At 53.9% G+C, this 25,640-nt stretch carries 10 protein-coding genes and 2 pseudogenes; 5 read left to right on the plus strand and 7 right to left on the minus strand.

What is annotated here, in order from left to right; genetic code table 11:
* Positions 1-125, minus strand: a pseudogene (locus AC30D7_RS25020) (helix-turn-helix domain-containing protein); the annotation flags it as partial.
* 1,065 nt (positions 126-1,190) lie between these two features.
* Here AC30D7_RS25020 and AC30D7_RS25025 point away from each other — a divergent pair.
* Positions 1,191-1,946, plus strand: a complete 756-nt coding sequence (locus AC30D7_RS25025; RefSeq protein WP_490135872.1) for a hypothetical protein — start codon at positions 1,191-1,193, stop codon at positions 1,944-1,946.
* A gap of 364 nt (positions 1,947-2,310) precedes the next feature.
* Here the strand turns inward: AC30D7_RS25025 and AC30D7_RS25030 are convergent, their stop codons facing one another.
* From AC30D7_RS25030 to AC30D7_RS25050, 5 genes and pseudogenes are all read right to left on the minus strand, one after another.
* Positions 2,311-3,375: a toll/interleukin-1 receptor domain-containing protein gene (locus AC30D7_RS25030; protein WP_490135873.1), complete on the minus strand. Its 1,065-nt coding sequence runs from the start codon at positions 3,373-3,375 to the stop codon at positions 2,311-2,313.
* A 56-nt stretch (positions 3,376-3,431) separates the two neighbouring features.
* Positions 3,432-5,165 (minus strand): SMEK domain-containing protein, encoded by a 1,734-nt coding sequence (locus tag AC30D7_RS25035; protein ID WP_490135874.1) that lies wholly within the window; start codon positions 5,163-5,165, stop codon positions 3,432-3,434.
* Positions 5,166-5,215: 50 nt separating this feature from the next.
* A pseudogene (tnpC, locus tag AC30D7_RS25040) lies at positions 5,216-5,860 on the minus strand (IS66 family transposase); the annotation flags it as partial.
* Between the two features lie 490 nt (positions 5,861-6,350).
* A complete protein-coding gene (locus tag AC30D7_RS25045; RefSeq protein WP_490135875.1) occupies positions 6,351-7,793 on the minus strand; it encodes a multidrug DMT transporter permease in 1,443 nt (480 codons plus the stop codon).
* Positions 7,793-12,214, minus strand: coding sequence for an ATP-binding protein (locus tag AC30D7_RS25050; RefSeq protein ID WP_490135876.1), 4,422 nt, complete (start codon positions 12,212-12,214; stop codon positions 7,793-7,795). Before AC30D7_RS25050 ends, AC30D7_RS25045 begins: the two co-directional genes overlap by 1 nt.
* A gap of 691 nt (positions 12,215-12,905) precedes the next feature.
* Here AC30D7_RS25050 and AC30D7_RS25055 point away from each other — a divergent pair.
* A complete protein-coding gene (locus AC30D7_RS25055) occupies positions 12,906-13,115 on the plus strand; it encodes a hypothetical protein (protein WP_490135877.1) in 210 nt (69 codons plus the stop codon).
* A 371-nt stretch (positions 13,116-13,486) separates the two neighbouring features.
* Positions 13,487-13,990 (plus strand): type III toxin-antitoxin system ToxN/AbiQ family toxin, encoded by a 504-nt coding sequence (locus AC30D7_RS25060; RefSeq protein ID WP_490135878.1) that lies wholly within the window; start codon positions 13,487-13,489, stop codon positions 13,988-13,990.
* Positions 13,991-14,281: 291 nt separating this feature from the next.
* On the opposite strand, the gene AC30D7_RS25065 is transcribed toward AC30D7_RS25060, so the two are convergent.
* The gene (locus AC30D7_RS25065; protein ID WP_490135879.1) at positions 14,282-20,881 is read right to left on the minus strand and encodes a hypothetical protein; all 6,600 of its coding nucleotides are present in this window, start codon (positions 20,879-20,881) and stop codon (positions 14,282-14,284) included.
* 602 nt (positions 20,882-21,483) lie between these two features.
* Between AC30D7_RS25065 and AC30D7_RS25070 the strand changes: the two genes are divergently transcribed.
* Complete coding sequence (locus tag AC30D7_RS25070) at positions 21,484-23,442, plus strand: ATP-dependent nuclease (RefSeq protein ID WP_490135880.1); 1,959 nt, start codon at positions 21,484-21,486, stop codon at positions 23,440-23,442.
* Entirely contained in the window at positions 23,439-25,334 is a 1,896-nt protein-coding gene (locus tag AC30D7_RS25075; RefSeq protein ID WP_490135881.1) for a UvrD-helicase domain-containing protein, read from the plus strand. The genes AC30D7_RS25070 and AC30D7_RS25075 overlap by 4 nt, the downstream gene beginning before the upstream one ends.
* The last annotated feature ends 306 nt before the right edge of the window (positions 25,335-25,640 follow it).

Raw genomic sequence — 25,640 nt, forward strand, 5'->3', positions numbered from 1 at the left:
GTACGATTGTCCTTCAGGGCATAGCTACCGACCATCAACGTTAAGGGGTGCGTACCGAGCACAGCAGCAATGTCGTCGAGTTTCTCGATAGTCGGAGCGTACAAACCTCGCTCCAATGTGCTGATGTAAGTTCGACTGCTTAGGGTGGAAAAGTCCTCCTACGTCCGGCCTTGTTTCACACGAAGCCACCGAAGAACTGTCCCGAAAGCACTTTTCAATTCCACTTTGCATGCCCTGCAAAAGGAACGATAAGGCGCTTTCGAACAGTATATGACTACAATGTATACTGTTCACGCTGAGGGTTCGCCATGTTCATAACCAATAAACAGGCAGAAGTGAAAGGCTCTCAAGCAATGCTGGAGCCTGGCCACCAAGGTTGGCATTTTATTCAACAACACCTGATGTCACCTTGGTTTCATACAACGATAGTCAGATGCGAGGACGGCCTAGAACTCCACGATGTAGTGTTTGTGGATGGCTTGCAAGCGCTAACGTCCCTTCTGGAGCTAACGGATACGGGAGTCCAAGTCAGGTCGGTACAGCTGGTGTCACCTGGGTGGCTCAACGGCACCGGTGACTGGCACATGGATATACTGTTGGAAATCGCACGAAGCCAGGATGGGGCCTCGCTGCGGTATACCCTCCATGATGGCCGCCATTTCTATTTCCCTGAGGCTCTGCCTGAGGCCTCACTGAAATACAGTGTGCTGGTATTTCCAACACGGGAGGACGATGGATCGTAGCCTTCAGATTTAAATGTTGCTGATCGACGCATGAAGAATCTTAGCGGTACCCACTCAACCCAATCCTGAAAATCAAAGCCTCGGGGGCCCAAACTGTGGTGTACTAAGACCTTCCTCCTGGGCGTAATTGAAGAACATCCTCAGGAGGCGCCGGCGAAACTATGAATTGACGCTACAGAACCATGATCACAACCAATATCGACCTAAGAGCTGCTGACTTCGAATGTTGCTTTCAATACGGTTCCGCAGAAAAAATTGAACCGAACGCCTTGACGGCGACATATAGAAATCGTGCTTGAGCGAGCGCCCCCCCTTCAGCAAGAAGCGCTTGGTAGAATACTTGGCTCTCAAGGTTGGACTACAGCTCTCGGCGAAGCCTTCATAATTAATCTCTAGCATATGCTAGATTAATTCGGCAGACGCTTACCTAGTTTTTCGGGGAAATGCATGACAACAGAGCACCATAGCGGTAACGACGCTAAAACCCTAGCTTCGGGAATAGCCTCTGGGATTTTAGAGAAAGTTTGGGACTTTAGCTGGTGTTTAAAAGCAATCTACGTGGGGCTTTTTGCCGACACAGCATTGATTTTTTTAACGGGCCAAGGACTAGCCAATTCCTCGTTTAATTCCGAAGCTGCACTTGCCAATGCAGGCAAAATACTTTGCACATTGCTCGCATTCGTGTCCTTCGTTTCCCTAATCATCCCAGTCGTTATCCATATCCTCAACGTCGTCGCTCAGCGTCCTTCTGAGTACCATCAGTTGCCTCCAGATTGCGTATCCCCCAACGATTTAAAGAGACTAGCGCTAGAGGAGAAAGATGATTTCCTGTTAAAACTCTACCTTCAGCACAACCAAGACGTTAAAGAACTGCAGAACAAAAAATTCAATGCAAGAACGCTGCTCGTCGGCCTGACAGGCTTGGTTGTGACAGACCACTTCGTTGGATGTATCTATCAAACTGCGTCAATTATGACACAGCTCCAGTCACATCTAACCTGGGGCGTGATCGTCATATTGCTACTCGCTCTCTATTACGGAATTACGTGGACGTATGAAGAAGACGTAAAGAACAGGTGGATTTTCTATCCTCCACTTGCTACTCAACAACGCAACGCAGAGAAGGAAGCCGAAGATCGCTTGCAGGAATGTCGCCGGAGATATGAAGAACAACAACGGGTTATACGTCAGTCAGATGATTAACACTGGGTGCAGTTAGATGGATGAGCTATTCCCCAGAGCCTTGCTTTCTCTTTGGCAGGACGCAATTTGTCAAAATTTCGTAAGCGTCCAGCCAACTCACCTTGCGTAAATTCAGCCCAGTGGCAGACTCCCCAGAGTTTTAAAGCGAACGCAATCACTTTATCCCCGCACTAGACCGGGTCAGCTTCATGTAGCGGCTTGAGTACGATTGCACCGTTGATCAATCCAAAGCGCATTAAAAAATGTTGTTATGCATTCCATACTTCGTGCTGCGAGGGCATTCTAGCTGAAGCAGATACACCGAATAGCCATGGTCGGGGTTAGCCATAGTCTATATCGGTGCGTCCGATTGGCAATGGGGAGCTTAGAAGGATACTCTCTGAAGACGAGGATCGAGTCGGATAGACCAATATTCACTATTACCGAGTGAGAAGGTAGTTTGGTGTTCCATCTCAAAATCTTCGGAAAAAGCTTCAGACGCACCTTCGATAAATTTTCCCAAGGCGCGATAGGGCTTCATTAATTTCTTAATTTTCGGATGTGAGTCATTAAGCGAGCAAGCCCCTCGATCATCAATGTGAATCAGTTGCTGGCCAGCAGCCTTCTCCAGATCGTCAGCCAAATCGGGGTCTTTAAAGCTGTTTATTACTACGCTTTGTCCAAGACCTATTTCCTTGCATGCTACGTAAGAAACACACCTCGGGAGCTCTTCTAACTGAATTCCCACCTCAGTTTCAAGCTCTTCAAGGACTTCCGCTTCGCCGGAATACATACGCTTAATATCAGCCACCTCCTTCTTGTCCTTAGCCTTTTCAAGCTTGGCAACCAGAGCTTTTAGCTTATCCAGCTCTGCTTCTTGATCTACCATATACTGCTTCACGTCGACCAGCTCACTCACGACTTTAGCATGAGCCATGGCTGTAACTTGATCAACTTTTGGTAGTTTTTTAAGGATTTTCGGGAGCTTTAGAAGGAACGCATTGCGCTTGACCTCCCAGCGTGCTGACTTGTCACCTTTTAGTCCCAATGCTTTGTTGAACTGATCTCGCAACTCCGATAGGGACATCGCGCTGTTAATTTCCGTGAGCTGCACCCCGGTAAGCACACCTTTGACGTCTTCGAAAGTTAGCGGCTGTACTAAGAGCGGGAATAGCTGGTGATACATGGCCCAAGCAGCACCCAACTCGCACAGGCAAAACTGCGACGCAAGATAATTCGGAGTAATCAGAGCCAGAACTGCCTTAGGAGATTGAATCTCATTTTTTATGTGATCGACAAAACTCACCCCGCTCGGTATACCTAGGCTTTCTAAAGAGGAACAGAAGATTTGGTCTGAGTTAACGCCAAAGCCTGTCTGAAGCAAATCAACAAGAGCATCTGCTAGTTGCTTATCTTTAACGGCATGACTGATAAAAACTTCTTTCGACATAGTTCTCCCTTACGCTTCCATGGTGAATTTCAGGCTCAGATCTAAAGCTAAGACCGTTAACTGACACGAATGTCACTCGAGAAAGTAACATGCAGCCAATGCAATGAGTCTTTGAGATTCATTTCAATATAAAGTTGCTCCGCAGCATTAAAACTCTTTTGCATTTTATCGCGCTCACCCTGCGCTCTATAAGCCAATGCCAGGTTAGCCAATATATTTGCTCTAAGCTTAGGAAAATTCCAACCTTCGATAAGAAGAGCTTTCTCCAAATAACTTTGAGCAGAGTCAAATTTATTATCGTCGTTATCCACAGACCCAAGATTCGTTAGCGCTGCTAATTGCCCGCGTATATCTTCAAGTTCAACAGCTATCTCATATGCTTTCATACCAAATTCACGAGCACGGCCATAATCGCTCTCATTTTGATAAGAGTTAGCTAGATTCCCATAATTGCGATATAGAGCTTGAGAGTCACCCATAGAACGCGCTAGATCGATGCCTTGCCTGTAAAAATCACGCGCTTTCTCAGGCTCATTTGTGTATTTGGAAAATATCCCCAAATTCGTCAGCAGGTTTGCTTTTAATGACCGATAGATTTTGAGCGTCGCCTCATCTTCAGAAATCAGCATCTCCTCATCTAGGAGATCACGAGCTTCATACAGGTGAGCACGAGCATCATCATACTGTTGCATATTTATGTAGCAGCTACCCAAGCCATTTAAGTTCTTGACCATACCTAACAAATCATTTGAATTGCGCGCAATCGAAATCGACTGCTTGAAATAATCCACTGATTGCTCATAGCGGCTATTATTTTTACATAGAAACCCTAAGTTACCTAAAAAGCCTGCACGGTCGCGCACGCTCAACTCTGGCTCTCTAAGCCACTCTTTGTATATTGATTCCGCCTTTACAAACTGGCCTTGCTGCATAAGTCCTATAGCGTAGAGATTTGCTTTAGTGGCGCTCCTTGGCTCCAAACTCATCGCACGTAAATAGTAGATATCCGCCTTATCAGACTTCAACAAAGAGTATAGACTCGCGATATCATAGAAATGTTGAGCCACAACCGTCGTGTATGATGCTGCATATTCATCAAGTAGCCGCCGCGCCTCACCAGCTTCATTTTTCTCAATTAAAAGAATTACTCTAGCTTTGATTGACTCTCCTTCTCCGAAGGATCGCTCTAACAATCGATTACTCTCAGCACTTGCTAATTCAGCATATGCTTCACGCCCCCCAAAAGCTGCTTTAGAGGTTTCCGAGATCCAATTCTTACCTGGCCAGTCCCCGAAGCTTTTGACAACAACAGCATGAACACTTTCGAGAAGCTCTGGTCCTGTGGAGCTATTACTAGCTAAATTCAATACCGTGTCATAGTCCCAGATATTTTCTTCAGAAAAGCTGATCCCTGGACAATCAGCATTAATCGTGTAGCTTTTCTGCTTTGACTGCAGCAAAAAAATTATGAGCTTATCAATACTTGACCTAAGCGAGCTTTTCAAAAGCTTTTTTATAGTTGAATTAATCTTGCAGCTTGTTTTATCTGAAGAGACTTGAACACCGATTCTGCATTCGCTATCAAGGAGATCAATACCCGCTATATTTGACACTTCACTATTTACATTTTTCAGTTTCCATCCATAGAGGGCATTTAGAATGGAGGCTACAAAGTCTTCACTGTGCACATGAGCATCGTATCGTCCACGCCTACCACTTTTGGCGACAATATAATCTAACACGCCGAAATAAGCTTCGAGCTCTGAAATCAATCGCTTCCGTTCTAACATCGCCACTCCTTAGGTAACATATATGCGTCCGGCCAACCCATATTACGTGACTAAGCCTGACGCCACCGATGCGGTAGCAGCTCCGCAATCTCACTGGCCCGCTGCATCGACAGACGCGTCAGCACATCTTTGAGATAGGCATACGGATCATGCCCATTGTTACGGGCCGACTGGATCAAGCTCATGATTGCAGCCTCGAGTTTGCCACTGCGTAACGATCCAGAAAAGAGCCAGTTCTTTCGGCCCAGTGCCCACGGACGGATCTGGTTCTCACACCAATTATTATCAATGGGTACCGCCCCGTCATCGAGGTAGCGCGATAGCGCCGTCCAGCGTTTCAGGCTGTAATCCAGAGCTTTGCCGATCACAGAGCCGTTGTGCACGATATCGCGCTGGGCAACCATCCAAGCATGCAGTGCATCCATCACTGGCACCGCCTTTTCCTGGCGTACTCAACGGCGTAGATCGGGTTCCAGATCTTTAATTTCACTTTCGATTTCGTACAGCGGCTGGATGTAGCTCAGGGCCTGCTCAGCCAGCGTGCTCTTGATGGTCGCATGCAACTCAAAAAACTTGCGCCGCGCATGGGCCATGCAGCCGATTTCTGTCACGCCGAGTTCGAAGCTGGCCTTGTAACCGCCAAAATCATCGCAGACTAGCTTGCCCTTCCAGTCTTACAGGAAGTTGCGTGCATGAGGGCGACACTGGAAACGGAGGCTCCGGGTTGCAGGCATTCCTGAACGACCTGGGCCTTGAATGGTTTTGGGTCAGAGCTTCTTTGGCGCATGGAAATCCTGGCGATAAGGATGATCGCGTCCGCTTAAAAATACGCGGACACCATCGGCCTTAATGCTGGAGTTCGGAAGGCGGGTTTGCCGGACGCTTACAAAGTTTCTCCTCAAACGAAACTTTGGCCAAGTGTCACGTAGTTATCTATGACACTGCCCCGCACGTCGCCGGGTGATTACAAGTCATATACAGGGGCTTCGGTAGGGAAGCTGGTCACGTTAGGGATGACAATTACCTGCCCCGCTCAGATCCGTACGTGCTGAACTACGGTATCCGCCTCGGGTACCCAACCCAGAAAAGCCAGGACATGGTGCACACTCATTTTAGGTGGACACCATCGTCTAAATCGGAAGGTGTGTTGCCCGGACGGTTACCTTTCTTTTCGATGGCGACAAGCTAGACAAACATGGCACCCACCTTCAGCGTTTCGCTGAACCTGTCAAAGGTGTTATCTCTGTGCAGCGCTCTCACCTGCCAAAGATAAAACGATCGCACCACCCCTTCCGTCAAGAAAATCCCTTTCCGGTACCCCGTGCCTCGCGAAGTGAGGGCGGTACCGCAGTTACCACCGAACTGCATCGGGCGCGCGACTCCCCAGCCCGCATTCCAATAACAAAAGTCCGCTACCACCTGCTCGTTCACCTTGATCTCCAACTGCCCGTCACGAGGGGTCAGCTCGGCTTGGTCGGAACCTGGTAGCGTTGGAAGGAAGAGCCGCCCAGGATATAGGTCGTGCTGAAGATAGCCTAAACGGTCGAAATCAAGCGGCGCGGCTAGCGGCCAGGCCTTGCTCCGTCCCTCCATTAGTCCGCCAAGTTGGGGGGCGGCCAAGAAGGTCGTCGTGCTCAATGGTTCGGGAGCAGCACTGCGGAGCATCCGCCCGTGGGCCCAGAAGTTCTCCAGATGTGCAGCCAAGTCCACATCGGCGATGCTGCTGCCCGCCGCTTGCGACCATCGGACAATCGAAATTTCCACACACCGCACCATCGACATGACGATTGGTGAACTGAATGCGATCAGTTCGTCACCCGGCCGTGCTGTTTGTACTCTGCCAACCAGAGCTCGCAAGGATGTTTCGATCGCCTCGTTATCGCCCTCGAAGTCGTTTGTCGCAGGAAACCAAACCGGGCGCTGAGGCCTGAGCAAGGCTAAGGTCGGATGGACAGGCAATGCCAAGAGTGCCCTTTCTTCCGCCCGATCCGTTGGCATGCCCCAGAACTCCTCAGCCACCGCCAACGTGCGCAGGTATGCAGAGATAGCGCGAAGGGCTGTCCGCGAGGAGAGGTGTCCGACAAAACCATCGCCCAAGGGGCGCGAGAAGTGCCAGGGGTCTCCTTGGAACGGGGCGTCTGGGTAGACGGACCGATTCGCCGTCCACTCAAAAGCCATCTGCCGGACAAATGGTAGCCCAGTATGGTTCTCGAGCTCGCCCATGGATGTCCGAAAGATCCTGGGCAGATCTGAGCCTTGCACGCCGTCAAAGTCTTGGGGGATCACGAACTCCTCGGACACCTCCTCCAGTTCTTCATCGTCGCCTTCGGCAAACATACTAAAGCTTTCCAGTAGCAGGTCCGAAAGGATGGATGACCTCGGGATGCTCTCAGCCAGCTTAGGAGTGGGTGAGTAGCCGTAGGCTTGTGCCGCCATCCAGTAGATACACAGGACCTCGATTACTTCAGCCTCAAGCTTGCGCGTAGTCAGCAGTTGGAGCAGTGCGGACTCGGTTTCGGCCCTCGAAGCTGGCTCATTTAGACGAGCGGCCAGTTCCTGCATGGTCCACCACCTTGTAGACGTCGACGGCCAACCAAGCCGGGCAATGAGGATGCGAAGTTCGTCCATCAAGCCTCCAATCCCGTTGAGGAGTTCAATTCCGCCGCCCAGCGCGGCCGCTCCAGTGGCAGGGTTCGGGTGTCTTCAATGACGCAGTTGACCATCGTCTCGGTGAACTTCACGGCCTCCGCGATCCGCTTTTGTCGTGCATAGAAGTAGACCATCAACTCCGTAGGCGCCACACGCGGCGGTTCGGGGTTGCCGAACATGCCGTAAGTTGTCGCAGCCACGAATTCGTCGCAGCGTTGTGGATAATGCTTGACGGCGAGATCGAGCCTTCTGCAGGTAGCCTCTTCTCTCTCCACAAATCCGACCCAGGCACCGTTATGGATGTGCGCTTGGACGAGGTACTTCCATGCCGCCTTCGCGCCACTCAGCTTGCGTCTTGTCTGAAATGCCAAGTCAGACAGCTCCAAGACGCCTTGGCGCCTGCCCTCTCCCGATAGAAGCAATCCGTCGAGTGCCGCGAGCAGTCGTTTTCCTTGCCCAGCCTTGTCCCAATGTTGATACCAGTCGCGAAGAAGCCTCAATTTCTCGTTGTAGCTGGTCGATAGACTGTCGAGCAGGTCGCCGAGTTGTTCGGGTGCAAAGGTCGTGACATCTCCCGTGTACGGTTTGCTCTCGCTATTGCTGCCAGGACGTTCCGTTCGCTGTAGCAGGCCGATGTCCCAACCAACGTGCTCCCGAAGTACGCGAAGTCGCTCCACAGCGCTGGAGTTGCCCTCCCGAGCAATTCGATTCAGCGCGTCATGGATCTCCGGATGCAGACCGGTTCGCATCAACGCGTCAAGAGGCCAACCATCCCTGACGCCCTGCTCCACGTATTCCCGCAGACTGTCTTCTGCCTGCGACCAGTCGCCTGCATGCACATGCTCCTCGTACTTGGTCACCAAAGCTGACGGTTTCAGCTTCGCAAGCAGCCGATCGACGGCCGCCAGAACATGTCTAGTGCCCTTCCCATCGGTGTAGTCCAGGACGTGGTGGACCTGCGGCGCGATAAGGCCGAGCAACCGGCGGGCGTCGTTCGGTGCGAAATCGACCAGGTAGCCGATGGCGTCGACCGTGTTGTTCAGCGTAGGGTCCTTGCGATGCGCATAGCCGGTTGTCAGCTCCCACGTCTGCTTGCACAACTCGCGAGCACTGGTACTCAACTCATGGGCTAACGCAATGGCGCAGAGCTGGAGCGGCGTCTGAAGATGTACGCTGGTTTCCTGGCGGATCTCTGCATCAAGCAGGCTACGCTGGGACTGGACGAACGCCGCCGCCGCATCGTCGCTCATCCTCGTCAACGTTCCGGTCGCGTACTGGGTGCGGAAGGACGCGCTGTCAAACCAATCCTGTTGCCCGGCCGCCTCCATGGTTTCTTCGGTCAGGACCACATCGTCGAAGTTGTCTAGTAGGATGCTCCCAAGACGAATGTCGCAGGCAATGCGATGTAGCGCGCTCCTGAAGTCTTCGGCCGCGGAGCTCGCGTCATGGCTTTGCCTGAAACGCCTGAACTCAACCGTCTTGAGCAACTCGAACAGCTGATGGAAATCCACGAACTCTCCCCGCCACCAATGATGCGCAACCTTCGCCGCGGCCACAGAGAGCGCGTTGAGGAAGTCGGTGATGTTCTTCCTGTCTTCGTAGACGGGGGCCCGCACGAACTCAAAGGCAGTTTGACCTTCCGCAGCCATGCACAGGCTCAGTTGAACGGCGCTGAAAAACCAGTGGTGCGCGAGTGTCGCCAGATCTTCCTTGCGCTCGTAGTAGTCGCCCTTGAGCCACTTAATGGGGATAGGCGCTGTCAACGATTTGGAGGCCCGCGTGCTAGCCGCTTCTACGGCAGCGACGAATGGGGTTCGCTCAAGCTCGTTGAAGTCATCGCGTTCCGCGATATTCACTCCAGCGGTCGCCGCCGCACGGACGCACGCATCGCTGATGATGTTCTTGCTTTCACCAGAGGCGAGCGAAGCAGCGACCGCCATCAAGTCATCTAAATTGCCTTCTTCAACAAGCATCTGGACTCGCGGCAGCCAAACGACTGGCCCGTTTTCGGAAACTAGCTGGGCCAGCGCTGTCGGGGTTGCACCGATGGCACCAAGCCGCGCAAATGCGTCGATGAGGAACTGGAACTCATCTGAGCCGGCGCTCGACGAGTACCTGTCGGAGAACCGGCTCAGGCCTCTGAACCGTCGCAGCGCCTCTTCTCCACACGCTTCGGCCACAATCTCGTCGCCCCGAGCACGCAGGGCCAATCCGAGCGCGGCAAGCCGCAAGATGTCCGCCTCATGCCTAGAGGCCACAGCCTCTCGCACGACCCCCTCCTCTTCGGTCAGGATCAACGTGAACGAGATCAGCCTGGCCATGTCGTCGTTCTGCATCTGGTACTGACTGCCACCGACCATTCGCGCTTTAAGGTGCTCTAGGCGAAAGGCTTCAGCGAACTCGTTAGTGTCCAGCGCTGCGACCAGAGCATCGGACAGCAGCGTATCAAAGAGCGGCTCTGGATATCCCTCTTCCAGGCGGAGCATGATCCAATCGCGGGTGAGACCCGCGATAAGATTCTTGGGGTCACCCAACCTCGCCTGAACCGTCCAGAGCCAGTTCACGCGTAGCGAGGTGGGCGCAGTGCTCTCCAACCAGCTTGCAACAGCAGGCATCAGTTCGTTGATACGGTCGGCGTAGCCTGCGGTTGCACGCACGAAGACTGCCAAACTCTCGTGGAAAACCTTCAAACCAGCCGCCGAAGAGTGAAGCAGATGCTCCACTTTGGCGACGTCCGGCTCCGCCGCGCCGACTTTCGCGGCGATCTCTCCGAATGCAGCCCTAGGCCAGAAGAACGAGAAGGCACATACGAGCCGCAGCGTGTCCTTAAGACTTGGAGGAAGGCCTTCCCAAAGCGATGCGTAGTAGAACTTTGCATCCTTGCTCAAGTCGCCCTTCAGTTTCTCGACATCCCACTTCGACAGGCTGCGACCGGCATGCTCAAGCTCCGCGGCAGCATAGATGACGTGCAGAGGATGGCCATTAGTCTTCGTGCGAAGCGCGGTTGCGGTCTCTTGCAGTTGCGCTTCCTCCCCATCCTTGCCCTCGAAGTCGGTGGTAAGCCTGCCTTCCTGAAACGCCTTACGTAAATAGGACAGGACTGCGTTCTCAGACATCGCCGGTAGCGTACGCCACTCGGCCTTGGGCGCGAAGGCAAGCAGGTCCGTCGGCAATTGGGCGTCGTCCACAGGTTGGGTGCCAACCAGCAACACCATGTTGTCCGGGCATGGGATTACCTGGGAAAACACATCGTCCAGCGGCCGCTTGTCCTCAGCGTTAATGCGCCAGACGTGGTCTAGGCCGTCCAGGACCAGAACGAATGGCTTGGCCAGTTTCTTATAGTGGGAAGCACACGCGTCGAGGAGCGAGCGCAGGTCGCCCGCTGGGGCCTGAACATCAGGATGGAACCGTTTGACCTGTGCTTCGATCGACTGCTCGACCATGTAGCTGTTCACCCGGTCGCGCCCCCGCTCCGTCGTAGAGAGGAAGTAGTGGTGTCGGACTGTGGGAATATCCCGCTCGGCGAGCGTGTCGCACAGCGCGCTCAGATAAGTGCTCTTTCCACGGCCTGGCGGTCCCGTGAGCACGATCGCGCTCCCGGTAGCACCGACGGCGTCACGGACGAACTCCCGATGAAATGTCTCGTCGGGCACCTCGTAACCCAAGGGGACAACGAAGTCCTCAGGTAAAGGTGCCGGCGGTGTCGACCGCAGGATGGTGCGGACCTGCTCCAGCGTGATCCAACCGTCCGGAGGCGGGAAGTTCTTACGCGTTGCCCAGTTCAACGCAACGTTCTTGAGGGTAGCAATACCCTCAAGAGTGCCGTGCTTGCGAAGTCTTGAATCAACCTCTTGCTCCAGCGTGTCGAACCCCTTGTCGCTGTGAAGAATTTTCAGTTGGCTGAAGAACTCCTCACAGTCTTTCTCACCACCAAGTTCGGCAATGACCTCAGAGCGCCGGGGCTCAGGGATCTTGGCGAAGGAGATCCTACCGCCGTCCAGGCAAGCTTCAATATCGGCGTCCGGCCGGCGGTTAGTCGTCAACGAGAGCACGCCAGTACGCGCCGGGGCTAGCGCCTTGAAGGCATCGAACCACTTGCGCAGCATCGACCTTGATCGCGCCGTCTTGCCGGTTTTCTCAAGCATCCAATTCCAGCAGAGCAAATGCACGTTTGGGGCTGGGGTGAACTTGACCTGCTGGAGGTCAAACATGCCATCTGAGCGCTCAACAACAATGTCATCCAGCCCCGTCGGCGCGACGGCCTCGTCGTCGCACTCAAACCTCACCTGGGTGTAGCGGGCCGGTGCGTCAAGCCAATCGCAGAGGACTCGGAGTCCTTGCCGGTTCTGGTAGATGTAACCTGCGGCGGTGATCGCGGTGTTCTTAATGTCTTCAGACATGGGCGGACTCACCCTCAGAGGCAGCCACGATACCGTCAGCCCGTACCGCGAACTCGGTTATGCGACTGAAGACAACAATACGCGGGTTGTCCGTTACCACCGGGAAGCACGAGATCAACATGTGCTGCACAAACTCGACGCCCAACTTCATCCTCAGAAGGTGCTCCCGATTTTGCTCTTTCATCAAAGCTCTCTCATATGCTCGCACGAGACCGCGATTGTAGCGGGCAAAAGCGGACGCAGGGACGAGGATCGTTGCGGCCGAGAGCGAAGTCATTCAAGCCTCGACGCAGTAGAGGCGACCGCTGGAGCGCCTACGACCTGTTGTGTGGGCCAGGCATCGAATACATCGATTCGGGGAACGATTATGTAAAAATCCGGCTACGTTTTCATCGCAGAAAAGAACGCGTCTGAGATTGAAAGCCATGTTTTGTGCAGGAAGATCACGACTAAGACTTGACGTGGCAGCGTGTAAAAAAGACGCCGTCACTGCTCAAGGCTAGGGCAGCCAGACTGGGCCGATATTTTCAACACAATCGTCCAAACGCGTCTAGCTTGCGAAGAATATGGCTCAGGGTGTTGATACCAATCTTCACGGACGCTAGCCTGAGCAAGCTCGAATCGGCACCCACGAAGGGCTGAGTGGTTAACACATCGATCTGTGCCGCCCCACACACAAAAGGATATTGTTATGGCAACTACCATGTACTTTGAAGAAACGATCAAGGATCAAGGTAACAGAACCTCGATGGACGTAGAAATCGGTCGATCTTCTTTCTACCCAGAAGACAGCATCTACATTAATGTCGATGGAAAATTGGTAATAATGGATCGAGCTACTGCCAAACGATTTGTTGGAGCGGTCGTATCAGTCGGTTTTTATCATGGATTTACTGAGTAATCAGTGGCTAGTCTCCCTGTTCTAGCTATTAGCTACGTCTACTGGGGTGAGGCATGCCTTTCTCTCGGTCACGTTGCTGGGGTTTGGGGAGCAATGGAGCAGAAAGAGCACTTAAGCCCAGCGCCTGCCCACAAACCCTTGATGCGTAGGCAGCTTGACGTGTTTGGCCTGTAGCCTTATGATCTCCGCAACAGGTGATACGCTACCTTTAAGTGCGAACTTGAAATCAGGTGATACGCTACCTTAAATGCGAGCTTGAAATCGGGTGATACGCTACCCTAAGTGCGAACTTGAAATCAGGCTCTCGCCGCCTCAAAGGCGAGTAAAAAAGTGGCGAAAGCCACTTTTTTTTTGCCTTGGCGAGGGGATTTATGAGGTTTTACACGGTAACGGACGACTACATCGCCTTCTTGCAGCAGTTCGATGGAAAGGTCCCCAACAATGGCGGTGCAGGGTACAAAGGCAAAAAGGTCTACGTCGGTGTAGTGCTGGAGATAGGCAATCACAAATTCTTAGCCCCTCTGACCTCTTACAAGCCCGCCCAGGATCGCATCCAGTCGTCGTCCTGCTCTGCTTTCAAGCTGCATGAGCGTACCAATCCAGACAACAAGCTCGGCCTCATCGCCCTGAACTACATGGTTCCTGTGCTGGATAGCGAGCTAGTCGAACTAGACATTGACGCCCAGGAAGGGCGCTACAAGCAGATGCTTTACCGCCAGTACGAATTCATCAAGGCGAACCGCCAGGAAATCATCGACCGCGCATCCAAGCTCTACGAGCATGTGGTCATCAAACGCAGCGACTTCTTCGTCAAAATTTCCTGCGACATCCCGAAGCTCGTGGACGAGCACAAGAACTACAAGAAGCCAGAATAAGCCGGTTAAAGTTCGTAAAGGCCTGCGAGTAATCGCTTGGCTTAAGTGCTCTTTCTGCTCCATTGCTCCCCAAACCTCACGCTTGAATCGCCCAGGATTTCTAGATGCGCATAAACGGCTGCTTCTGGCCGATTGCTTTCAGGGAAACAGGCAGAAATCGGCTGAAGCGGGCATGCGTATCCAGTAAAGAACTTACTGTGCATCTAGTGATGCAGTGAACGGCCATTCCCCCATAAGATATACATATGCCAATTGAGGCTTTCCCCAAATCCCCTGAGCTCCCAGCAGGGGTCAAAGCCCCTCATCTGTTTGTTCGGGCGAGTGCCTTTCGAGAAACGCCCGATACAGTTCATCGTAATCTGGAAGTAGTTCGTTGTGCCGAGCTACCCGTTCATCAGGCAGGTCAGCAATCGCGCGGAACCTGTGATAAAGGTTTCGCGATTGGTTCGAATCAAGCTTTTGGAGAGCTTTTTTGGCTTGTCGCGAAAGGCGTTGTGGCGACCAAATCTGGCCCCGCTCGTCTATTACGACCACCAGCGAACGATAAGTGAAGGCGCTGGTGTCACCCATGCGTCCGCTAGACTTTCCTCTATGATACTTTTGCAACTTGAGCGCAACGACAAGACTACTGTCGGTCTGCTTGAGCAATGAAAGCAGCGTGCAACGGGTGACAAGCAATCGGTATCCAGTGTCACTCCAAGCATGCTCACCCCGTCCACCCTCGGCCCCCCAGGCCTCGGCACGATATGCTTCTTTCCCATCGATCCACCAGTGACGGGTCACCTCATCATTCGCGACTGTTCCCAGCAGGTCTCGCGTCCAATCCGATGGGAAAGGCCGGCAGAGGGCGGTAGTGGAACCGTAGGGATCATGCCGATCTAGCTGCAGCTCGGGGTTCGGTGTCGTTGTGATCCATGACTGAATCGTATGACCATCGCAGCCGAATTCACGGGTAATCTCTTCTTGATCGCCGGGTAGCCATCGAAAAAATGCTTCGTCTGACAAAATCGCCATGACCACCGATTGCGCATCGCGTTCATTCGCCAGCACGCTTTGAAGCGTAATAGTTGTGTCTGGGCCGATCGACCAGCGTCCTGCAGCCGGGATCCAATTTGCTACGACCTTGCCCTCCAATAAGCCCACTAACGGACCTAGCAGATTGCCGTCTTCGCGGATGGTGCTGGTCTTACCACTCTCCGGCATGGGTATCTCCGCTTCCTTGGTAAGGTCGAGCGGAAACAGATCGGTGAGATCCGCAAGCCAGAGACCGTCGTCTCGTGACAGCGTATATTCCCTCAGGAATGCCGCCCAAGCATCGCCGCTCCAGTCCTCTCCGACAACCGTACGTGTTGCCAGTAGATCACCGGCAACAAGCATGAGGGCATGCCAGCCGAGGTATCCACCATACCGATCTCGGTCGGGAACGGATCCCGACGACCAGGATTCGTCATGACTACTGCTACGTGGACAGTCGTGCATTGCTCGAACGTTTGTGTCCCATCGCCGCACCCATGCGTTGATTTGGTCTGCCACATCCCAGCCTGGACAGCCGAAAACACGGCACAAGCCTTCAACATGATATTTGTTGAAGTCGTAGTCGAGGTAAAAGCTATCCTCCGGTTGTGGTGATACGTCTGGCCTAGGCGCATATCGAAGCTCGCGATGATCAGTACTCGGAGCGTATGGAAAAGGCGACCGGTTCGCTGGGGCAAGTTTAGCGATAAGCTTTTCCTGCTCTTCGGATGCCATTGTCTGCGCGAGCTCACGAAGTATGTCGATCGCGAAGGCGCGCATAACGATATGCGGAAACTCAGTAGAAAAGGCGACTCGCTCGAAGAAAGCGCGATGAGGGACTAATGCAAAAGCAACGTCTTTTGCCACGCGAGCGAGAGCTATCAACAGCCAGAGCTGCGCATGCATTACATAGAAAGGGAGCTTCGCATCACCAAAAGGTAAGCTCCATACAGACTCAAAGCGCTCAATCAGTCTTTCAACTACATCAAACCGTCCGGCTGCCACGAAGCGCCTTACCGCATGAGCAGCGCGCCAGCGCATTGCCGCAACTGGATGGCCAAGCCTCGCCCACACTAGCCCCGATACGAATGTCGCCTCGTCGAGCGGAACCGCAAAACGAGCGTCCCACGGTCCGTCGCCAACTTCGGACGGCAGCTTTTCACCTGTATTCGCTAGAAACCGTTCGAGACCTTCCGAAATTGCACTGGGACTAACGTCAGGCGCAAGCCTCGCGGCGAGCGCAAGCCACGCATTACCTCCAAGGCTATTCGCAGTGCTCCGAAGGGCCGCAACTACGTTCTCGACAAGAGTTGCCCGGTTGACATGAAAACATTGCTCCAGCCCCCTCCAGTCGCCCCATGCGTCGGTGCTAGAACTGGCGAGCTCGGCAGCGTGCTTGGTCGCCAATCTCACCCCTAAGTCAGGGAGCGCATCGCGCATCGCTGCCGACGAATGACTCCACGCTTCCAAGTTACCGTCCAGCGCCCGGATTTTGTCGGCAAGTGTAGCAGCCGTTGCTTCAACGACAGCGCGTACGAACCCAAGACGGTCAGCAGGAGAGTTTGCTTGCTTGGCCAAGTCAATCAGTGTTCGAACCGGCCATCGTCGTCCAAATCGGTCAACCTCCTCGTTAAGTATCTGACGGTCGATATCATCTGGATCTGTGAGGTCAATCGGGAAGACAAGTGGCGGTTCTATCGGAGTCGCTGGAGACGGGACCGACTGCGTTGCGAGCTTAGAGCCGACGCGAGCGAGTAACTCCTGGATTCGTATTCGCGCTAGGGAGGAGACAGGGAGATTGTGCTCAGCTAAGTCATGTAGACCTTCGATCGTTTTTCTTTGAGGCGACAATTGATCATCGCGATCAAGCTCGACTAGGAGCAGATTGAAGAACCATTCCCTTAGCTCTTGTGGCAGGCGGCGAATGACCTCTGATGCGAAGTCCGAGATATACCACGTCCAGGTTTCGATTGGAGCAGCCAAACCAAACAAAGCGGCGGCAGACTCAACCGATATCTTCGATTCGTGAATGAGGAAAGTTAGCGCTGGGCCGAGTGACAGTCCGAGTCGAGCTACGTCACGATCATCTAAACGCGCCAGAATTGCCAACGTGGCTCGACCGGCAGTCGGCACCATAGATTTGGCATATTCGGCCCAAGGGAGTTTGCTGTCCTCATTCAGATTCAATTCGAGAATGCGGGCTAGGGTATGCGCCGCCGCCGGCGAAAGTTCGCCCCCAGAATAGTGGCCCGTCAGCTCAAGCAAATGGTTAGTACGATCGAAATCATCCGATCCAATCGCTTCCGTAAGGTCGAGTGCACGACGAAAATAGGCTGCGGCCTCTTCAGTGCTGACTCGCCAGACTGCGCGAGCAAGCCCTCCGTAGGATGAAACCTTGCTCCCAACATCGGTATCGAGCTGAATTTTGCGCTCGATATAACCGGCAAGGACGAGCGCCGCATCGTGACAATCGAGGATGCGTGACAGTCGAGCGACCGTATTGGTTAGTTCCGGCGTGAACAAGCCCGGGGCGCTTGCTGCCCACTCGACCATTCGCCTCGCAAGCGTAGCGTTCAGCTCACCTAATATGTCGGCGAGATCAAAAAACACTCGAAAACCGATTCGTGCAAGATAGGCTTTCCCGTCGCGATAGGGGTAGTTGGATGACTGCTCGACATCGCGAACAAGTCTATCAAACGCAGCGGTTACCACCTCGCTTCGCGTCTTTCCACGTGGTGGGCGAATGATGTCGGTAACATCCTGCGCGTAGTTCAGCAGCGGTAAGACCCGGCCGCTAAGCGTACGTGAATAGCGAGATCGCTGCTCCTCATCCAGGCCATTGCGCCTCTTTCGGCGAGAGCGAGTTCCATCGAACTTCGGAGCCTCCAGCTTCTGGTTTAGCACCCGACCGAAGGTTACACCACCCCGTGACCGCGCACTCGCTGGAACTAACTCAATAAGTTCGGTCGGCGCTATATCGATCAAGGCGGGATGTTTCCGGTTCAAGGAGGCTCGAACTCCCGCAGCCAGCACGGTCACATGGATTATGGGCGCGATCGGATACTGACTTGAATAGTCATAAATGGTCGGCGGTGTAAGTGCAGCTGCGGCAAGGATGGTTGCTGCTTCTTTCTCCAAGCCAAGATCAATTGCCAGCGCCGACGCCAACACGCTGGCCATTTCCAAACCATTGTTTTTTCCATTTTCAGGAATGACGGCCGCCAGCGCTTGTACGAGCCTGCGGGCATGGGATGGGTCACGACCGACGAATGGAAGCGCGGCAGCGTAGAGCGCTGGAGATGGGAGTCGGCAACGCAACAATCGGGTTGCAATGCGAGTACTGGGTGGGTGCGGCGAACATTGGTGTCGATCCAGAAGGTCGAATAAGTCCTGAAATTTGGCGAAGGCATCGCCATCGGCTCGACGAGCGAAAAACTCCGCAACGCGCACGTCATTACCCGCCAGCATTTCGACATAGGCGAAGCCAATATCGTCCCATTGCCCTGAAGTGGTCGATTTTTTTAAACGGTCGCTGCGTTTGGTCTGCGCCGCCCAATTGTGCCAATCGATTGATCGCCGAGCGTGCCGACGAGCCTCCTCTCGGTCGCCTAGGAATACATTCGCAAGTGCAAGAGCAGAGTGTTTCCCCCCAGGCCAACCAACATTTGTCGCGGACAGCCGTCGTAGGGCTTCGGCGTCGCCAGCTACGGCTGCAAGATCGGGATGCTCGTACAGAAAGCGGTCGGATCGTTCATGTCCCGCAGCAACGAGCGATGCCTCCAGTAACAGGCGCATTAGATCATCGCGCCGGTTTAGTTCTCCCGCCAGTCCTATCGCAGCTGTAATCCGCGACAAGCGGATGTCGCGTACGCTTACTTGTGAAGCACCCCGTGGAGCACGTGGATCATAGGCCAATTGAATGAGTTGATCGGCATCTCGTAGAGAGGTAAGTAACGCTGGCAGGGCTCGCGCTGCATAGTTTGAGGTGAGCTGGCGCTCTTGGAGGGCGGCGATAACGCGATCTCGACCGGCTTGGCTAGCGCCGTAGTTGGATCGGATCAAGGTCTCGGTCGGTTCATCGCGGAACATCAAGCCGTGTGACGTTCGTTCAAGTAAGGGAGCAAGGTCGGCGGCAAAACTTTCAACCTGCTCCGCGACCAAGCCATGTGCCGCAGCAAGCTCTTCGATAGGAACTGGTGGGGCCAGCAAGGCGATGCCTGTGAGTAGAAGATCGATGTCTGCATCGCTTGCACCGCGAGTGCGTGCAGTTTCACGCGCATCGTTGAGTCGCTTGCGAATCAGGACGTCGAGCAGATCCTGCGGCTCATCAAGGGCGTCAGGAAAAATCACTGGATCAAAAGGCCGCCCGGTGGTGATCAGGTTGTCGAGACAGCGTGGGTTGCGACCTGAGCGGGTCAGCAGAGCAGCAATCTCGTCGGCAGAGGAATCCGGCACCCGCCGCTCGACAAGGGAGCGTACTTCCGTGTCAGTAAACAATGGAAGTGCGAAAGGGCGATGCGAGGTATCGCCGGTTGCCAGCCTGAGCCGCTCAGTCCGGCAGGATGCAATAAGGCGAACACCATCGATAGGGTCGACGCTGATGCTGCGCATTAGAAGATGTGCGAATGAAGATGTCGCGGTTTCCTGCGCGGCAAGCCCTGCATGGTCTATCGCGTCAAGCACCAGTGAAACACATGCGTTGCTGCGAGTTCGCCGCGCTGCTTCTACCGATTGGGCAAGCCTTCGGCGGAATGCCCTCATCAAACCCGTCACGTCCGACACTGGTAGCAGAATGTCGCACAGGCCTTGTCCTGCCATGAGATTGGCAAGATGGACTAGCGTCCTTTCCGGAAGGTACCGGCCGTCGGCTGGATCCCGCCAACGACCTGCGCCGAAACCATCAAATAGCACGATGGGCCCATCGGCTCGCAATCGGTCGGCGAGGCCTTGCATTAATACAGTCTTACCCATGCCACCTGCAGCATGAACGACGAGAGGAAGACCTGGTTCGCGGGCGAGCATTGCAATGTCGTCAAGAACGTTGCGCTGAATGACTACCTCAACCTCGGGGAACGCGTCAGGCGTGGGATACAGACGGTCCTCGTGCTCCACTTCCAGCTCAGCCAAGACCGCTACCCGATCAACACGCTTGTCCGTCTCGCTACCGGGACCCGCCTTAATCCTGATGAGATTTCGTAACTTGAGCAGGCGTTTCTCTGCATCTGGATCGCTAGGTTCGCTCCATGCGGCCAGCATTACTGAAACTGCACGCTCCGCCTCGGCCAAACTTCCCTTGCTGCCGACCAACTCCAATCGTCCCAGCAAGTCAGCAAGGGGGTGGGGATATTCTTTCAGAGCTTGTGCTATCTGGCCTGCTTGTCGACCTATATCACCGCTTTCTTGTGTACCCGCCACAACCGCTGAGATTGCTTTCCCTAAGTTCTCGTGGATAGGCCTGTTCGTGGCAAACTCATACCTGACCACGGCGATAACGTGGTCATCGCCATACATTGCCCGGAGCTCGGCATCGGTCGTGGCAAACTTGGCGAGAGTTGATGCAAAGTCAGCAGCTCGAACTGCAGTTTCGGCACTCGCGATCGAGTATTTGAACTGAACGACCGTAACCAGGTGCGCTCCGGCAACATCAGTGGCGCCGTGGTATCGAACAAGGTCGGCGATCTCGACTGCACCGGTTCCCAAACACTGCTCGTCTCGCTCATCGAATCCTTCGAGCGTTATGGCAGTAAGGTCGGTTGACGGCGGCAGAAGTTCAAGGGCTGTCCGCGCGGCCCAAGCCTCATGAAAAGCATGCCCCGCCTTTGATGCGCGAACTTTGTCGATTGCAATCGTTGCTGTACCAGTTTCGTCGTCACTCATGATTGGCTGATGCATCCCGTCTATCATCCTGATTTCATACGCCAGCCTAGTCGCCTGCGGCATCAACGGCAGATCGTATAGGACTGGTTAAAAGTCCCATTGGCTTGGTATCGACAATACCACGCAGTGTGGCGGTAGATCAGAGGCAAGAGCTTAAGCCGTCGAGTGGAGTGATGAGCTTGGGCGTCCAAGCGCAGATCATCAAGTCTGGGCAATACGTTGCCTAAACAGCATTTCATGGCTTGCCCGCCGGGTCCGCTTTTGGCCGATTTTGTTGAAAAAGCCGGCCATTGTTTCCGCAGGCAATCAGCCGTTCTCTCCCGGTCGTGGTTACGACGCGCCCTGGTCAAATCCGATGCAAATGACGGGGCAAGTCAAATGCAAGTGGGTGGGCAAGTCCGTTCGATTAACTAACGTTAGAACGACCCTTACCACTACTGTGGTATCAGTGTAAAAGTGATCCTGTGACTACGTATTCACTGCATTCGAGTGCTCAGCTCAGCACTCAGGCTCTGACCTTACCTTATGGATGACGCATCGAAGCTACGGCGTCGCTGAGCTGCATCCGAGTTGTACCTATGGACTAGCAAAAGGAAGATTGCATGCACATTGAACGTCTTGAATTAGAGAATTTTCGATGCTTCGGCCCTCAAAGAACTCAGGTTACTCTTGACCCTTCTCTCGTCGCATTTGTGGGGGATAACGGAACTGGTAAGACAGCGCTGATGCAAGCCCTGCAGAGAATGTTCGGCATAGCCTCCGAGCAGCGACGAATACGCAAACAAGACTTCCATGTTCCGTGCGATGAAGTTGAACGGCCTGCGGCACGTACGTTCGTGATCGAAGCCATCATCGGGTTCCCCGAATTGGATGCAGACGCTGAGAACGTTGCAGTGCCAGCATTCTTCAGAAACATGGCTGCAGTAGAAAATGGCGAGCTTAAGGTGCGGCTCAGACTGCAGGCGAGCTGGGTGGATGACGGAACCTTGGATGGTGCAATTGAAGAGTCTTATTGCGCTATCCAAACGTTCGGCGACTTCGATGAAAACGACATGCAACAGATTCGCGGAGCAGACAGGTCTCGAATCCAACTCATCTACATTCCCGCGACAAGAGATGGGTCATCACAGGTCACAGCCTTCGTTCGCGGTCGTTTGTGGAGGGCCATCAACTGGTCGCAGGAAGTCAAAGAGTCGTTGGCTGGTGCGGGCGAGGAGGTCAATCAGGCATTCCTAGCAGAAACTGCCGTATCAAGTATTAGCACCGCAGTGACTCAGCGCTGGCAACAGCTTCATTCGGCTGGTACGGATTCAGTCCCCATCTTTCGTCCTGTCGACACTCGGTGGCAAGAGTTCATCCGCAGAGTTGAGGTTGTATTTCACCCCACGGAAGATGGCCATGACCGTGCACTCGAGGATCTCAGCGACGGTCAGCGCTCCTTGTTTCATATGGCGATGGCTGCCGCAACGCTAGACATTGAGGCCAGGCTAGCGGGTGCTGATGCTCCTCAGGGGTTTACTCAGGCAGGAGTTCCTCTTCCTGCGCTCACCATCGTGGCCTTGGAGGAGCCTGAAAACAATCTGGCACCGTTCTACCTGTCCCGCATCATCAAGCAGGTGCAGGAAATCGCATCCGGCAGCAACGCCCAAGCTATCGTCTCAAGCCATTCACCCAGCATCCTCGCCAGGGTCGATCCTTCGAGTGTCCGGCACTTTCGCCTCAACCCTCAAAATCGTTGTTCGGAGGTGCGACAAATTGATCTTCCGATAGGTGATGAAGAGGCTTCGAAGTTTATCCGAGAAGCTGTCAGGGCCTACCCAGAACTGTACTTTGCGCGTTACGTGATTCTAGGTGAGGGGGCTACGGAAGAGGTTGTGCTGCCACTGCTGGCCAAAGCGATGGATTTTCCCATCGACCGATCTTTTGTCGCCGTCGTGCCGCTGGGCGGTCGACATGTCAACCACCTATGGCGGTTGCTATCAAATCTTCAAGTGCCCTATGCGACCCTCTTGGATCTCGATTGGGGGCGCAGCGGTGGTGGCTTTGGCCGTATAAAAACTGTGTGCGAGCAGTTGCTGAGCGTAGGTAAGACACCTGAACAAATTTTTGGTACTGCTTTGTCGTCAAGTACGTCCGAAGCAATTCTCACTGGTTTTCCAAGTCGCAATCAGGCAGATATCCAGAGCCTTCGTAAATGGACAACTTGGCTAGAACGTTTCCAAATCTACTTCTCCGATCCGCTCGATCTGGACTTTACGATGCTGATGGCATATCCGACTGCGTATCGGACGCTCGAAACTGAGATGAGAGGGCCCTCGGCAAGGGGGGAGCCGAGAGAGGCCGTGCTTGGCGAAGAAGGTAACCCCGCGTTCTACGACACAACCGCAGACGATGCGCTACGTTGGTATCGATATCTCTTCCTGGGTCGCGGTAAACCAAGCACGCACGTGAGGGTTTTGAGTCGCCTTCCTCAGGAGCAATTGGCTGGTGCCATTCCACAGCCTTTGCAACGCATGCTGGCTGATATCCGTGAAACTCTAGAGGGAGGTATAGTGCTATGAGCTGGCGGCCTGTCTCGCCAGAGGACTGGCTGCCTCGCGGCATAGCCAACCTTGAACCTAACGCTTGGGAAGCCCTACGTCGAGAGGGGGCGACGTCAGTTGTCGCAGGCCCGGGGGCCGGCAAATCTGAGTTTCTGGCGCAACGCGCGGCGTATCTGTTGGAGACTGGGTTATGTAAGCCACCGCAGCAGATTCTTGCAATCTCGTTCAAAACAGATGCGGCCGCCAACCTCGCGGCGCGCGTGCGCAAGCGTTGCCCTCCGGAGCTAGCTGGGCGTTTTACGTCCCTTACATTTGACGCTTTCACCAAGAGCCTCGTTGACCGCTTTCATGCGTCCATTCCTCCGCATTGGCGTCCCACTCGACCCTATGATATCGATTTCCCAACTCGGCGCGACGTCGAGGACGAGTTGCACCGTATTCGTGCTATGGGGCAGCCTGCTTGGCAGGCAAGGCTTGCGGACTTTTCCCCTGGTACTTTTGAAGCCCAATACATCGGAGGAAATCGCCTCGCCTTGGAGGTTCCACAGCAGCTCACGACAGCAGACGATTTTGCCCGCTATCATTGGTTGCATCAGCAACTGTTCGGCACTGAGCCGTCAAAGCTGACGTTCGTCACCCTCAATCGTCTGGCCGAGTTGATTGTGCGAGCAAATCCAAAGATCGCTCGCGCGCTGCGCATGACCTATCCCTATGTGTTTGTTGATGAGTTTCAGGACACTTCTTTTGCTCAATATGACTTCCTGCTCTCTACCTTTGGTCAGGGTGGAGCGGTCGTCACCGCCGTCGGTGATCATAAGCAGCGCATCATGGGCTGGGCTGGCGCGCGTCAGGATGCTTTTGAGCAATTCGAAGCTGACTTCGATGCGCGGCGGATAAATCTGCTTTTCAATTACAGGTCCTCTCCGGAGTTGGTGCGCGTTCAGCACTTCGTTGCGCAAGCCCTGGATCCGCATTCGCCACAAATACAATCTCAAGCGCCAAGTCAGCTGGACAGCGATGTCGTACAGGTGTGGAACTCTCGGTCCACTGATGTGGAAGGGCGACATCTTGCTCAGTGGGTCAAGACAGATATGGCAACGCGTCAGTTACAGCCACGAGACTATGTACTCCTCGTTCGTCAACGCCCAGACCAGTTCGAGGAGGAGCTTCAGCCTATATTTGCTTCGGTCGAACTGAGCATACGCAATGAAAGCCGTAGCATTGGACGCACCAACGTCCAGGACTTGATGGTGGACGAGGCGTCGTGTGTAGCATTGGCAGCATTGCGCTTGGCCACCGGGCAGCGCAGCGCAGCAGCATGGTTGACACTTTCCGGGGCCGTCTATGCGATCCGTGAAATCGACGAGGAAGATGAGCTCCAGCGAGGACGGGCTGATAGAGATCTCGAGGGCTTCTTGGAAGAGTTGAAACTGACTGTCCGCGCTCAAGCCCCCACATCCGAATCGGCCGTACAGATCGCCTATCAAGTTTTTGAATTCCTGGATGTTTCTGCGATAAAGCGCGCTTTTCCTGCTTACCTTCGCAATGACCTGCTTGAAATCATGATAGAGGGCTTCTCATTACACCTTCAGAGTGCTGCGTCGGAGACTGCCACTTGGTTGGACTGTATCGACCGATATCTGGGAACGAATGACATACCTTTAATGACGGTGCACAAAAGTAAAGGCTTGGAGTACGACACCGTGTTCTTCCTCGGACTTGATGATCGATCTTGGTGGAGTCATACGCCGCGCAATCCGGAAGGTATCGCAACGTTTTTTGTCGCCTTGTCGCGCGCCAAGCAACGCGCAATCTTTATGTTCTGTCCGCATCGAGGCGCAAGACGGAATGTCTCCGAGCTCTATCAGTTGCTGACTGACGCCGGTGTTGAGGAGATCGCAATCAGATGAGCTAAAACGCTTCGCATTTCGAAATGCGGATTACGTTTTGAGCCTATGTCGTCAGGCTGTAGGCCATCGAAACCGCTTTTATGCGTAATGGCATAGCGCCGGTGTGGGAGTTCGTTTTCCTTAAGGATTGAGGATCACTACCTCCAAACATTCGTAGCCGTCATGGCCTAAACTCCACCTCAGACGAACGCTCAAAGGAGGGGGTTGCCATGGAATTGCAATGAGGCAGATTGGCATTCACTCACTCGCTCCACGCGTAAAAAATACTTGAAAAAAGTTAGATTAGGTAAGTAACTGATTTATGGA

It is taken from the genome of Pseudomonas sp. DF5 (assembly GCF_058148225.1).